The organism is Lacihabitans soyangensis (assembly GCF_024343775.1).
GTDB classification, from domain to species: Bacteria; Bacteroidota; Bacteroidia; order Cytophagales; family Spirosomataceae; genus Leadbetterella; species Leadbetterella soyangensis.
The window spans coordinates 1-1829 of sequence record NZ_RJUF01000141.1 but is presented as its reverse complement, the minus strand read 5'-3'; the positions used below and the strand labels follow the sequence as shown (position 1 = coordinate 1829).

Here is a 1829-nt window from a genome sequence, read left to right as displayed (position 1 = left end):
TTAAAAACAATTGATGCAGCTGATGGGCTTATGGAGAAACTTTATCCTGAGGGAGAATGAAAGCCCATGTACTGCCACCGACAGTGAACGCTACACGGCATTTGTAACCTTTGAAAATAATCGATTGTAAAAAATGCTGTGTAGTGGTGGACTTTTGTATTCCAATTTAATAATGGGGTGGGAGCGTGGGTGGATTTGGTACTGATTTGTTGCGTTGGTTGAGCGATGTCTCAAATCAGAGGCCAAAGCCAGAAGCGAGGGCTGGGTGGGCTTGTACTCAGCTTCTGTGGTTTTGGTTCTCGTACGGTACGCCGCCCGCTCCTCTCGAACTGTTCTCGACTACCGCTCGAACTGACAAGGGAAAAACCACAGATGCTGTGACCGATAGTGAACGCCATGCTCTTGTCTTTCTAGAGTTTTATTTAAGATAAAGTATGTTTGACAAGTGCATGGTGGTGTTCTTAAAACCGATTTGGCTTAGGGATAGTAGCGGTTAGCCCACAGCTGGAGAAGCCGCGAGGACTATGAGCGGATAGCCCGACCCCATTAAAAGTGTTTAGGGTATTGCCGCTGCAATTTCTTCATTAGCACTTTTAATGGGGGAAGCTCCTTATTGAGTTATTGGTGAATTGGGTACTGGTTGACAGGTTATTGGTATACCGGTTAGTAGTTACTGGGAGTTTTCATACCTAACTTTTTAGTTGTCGAAATGGGGAGTTCGGCATATTGATAGAATTTACATACATTTGTGTATTATAAATACTAAAGAATATGATTGCTGAGAGGTTCAAAGCCATAATGGATCATTATGGGCTATCGGCTGCTGAGATGGCTAGAGCGGTAGGAGAAAGCAGGCCAGAAAAGGTACTGAATATTATCCACGGGAAGAATAAGCCGACCTACTCAACTTTAGAACTATTCATCAAAGCTTATCCAGATATTAATGCAAATTATCTCTTTGGTACCGAAGATAATATGCTTAGAAGCTTGAAACATGATAAGGCTGGTATTAGAGAAGCCATTGGGATTTTGGAAGGGTATTTAGGCCCCCCTAGCCCCCCGGTGGGGGGAAAATGAAAAGATAAATAAACTTTACATATTTATGGTTTTACATGATTGTGTTTTTATGTAAATATGTATTTATGTAAGATTCAAATAGTCGTTTATCGGATTTAAAATATTAAAGCACATGCAAAATATAGAAGCACAATGGAGGAGAAACTTTGCTAAATCGGAACTTGTGATAGGAGGGAGGTTTCAACCGTTAAGGGCTAAGGCACTGCTTTATGGAGATAAGAATGAAAGCCATAGCGTATTTCAAAAGGGTTATAAAAAGTTTTATGAATCACATCAGTTTCCAAAAACAGATAATTCCGTCTGGTATTTAATTCAATTTTTAGGGAAAATTGGTATTCAAATCAAGTTTGATTATTTGAATAAATTTATTCTGCAGGAACCCGAAAACTATTTAGAGATTAAAAAACGAATTTTCTTCCTGTTAAAATCATTCTCTGATGCGGATGAACAATTAGACGTAAATGATCCCTTTACTAATAATAGAGGGGATATTTACTACTTTCTAAAAATAGCTACCCCTAAGTTCAATCAAGAGACTATCTTTCAAAAAGTAAGATACCGATTAAACAAAATGTTTAGGTTGACCTAAGAAACTAGTCAAAAGCGACACCCACCTAACCTAAAAAAAATGTTTCTCGGTTTAAGATATTCAACCGGAAACCTATACAAACTAAGCTGCAGTATAATGACGATTTTTGAGGCGATAAATGAAAAGCATAATAAGGTTATGCTGGCCATGAACATCATTAACC

Annotated in this window: 2 protein-coding genes; both read left to right on the top strand. The window is 38.5% G+C overall.

Going from position 1 to position 1829, the window contains the following annotated elements:
* Window positions 1-771: 771 nt before the first annotated feature.
* Entirely contained in the window at window positions 772-1077 is a 306-nt protein-coding gene (locus tag EGI31_RS15085; protein ID WP_255037994.1) for a helix-turn-helix domain-containing protein, read from the top strand.
* Between the two features lie 112 nt (window positions 1078-1189).
* Window positions 1190-1666, top strand: coding sequence for a hypothetical protein (locus EGI31_RS15080; RefSeq protein WP_255037995.1), 477 nt, complete (start codon window positions 1190-1192; stop codon window positions 1664-1666).
* The last annotated feature ends 163 nt before the right edge of the window (window positions 1667-1829 follow it).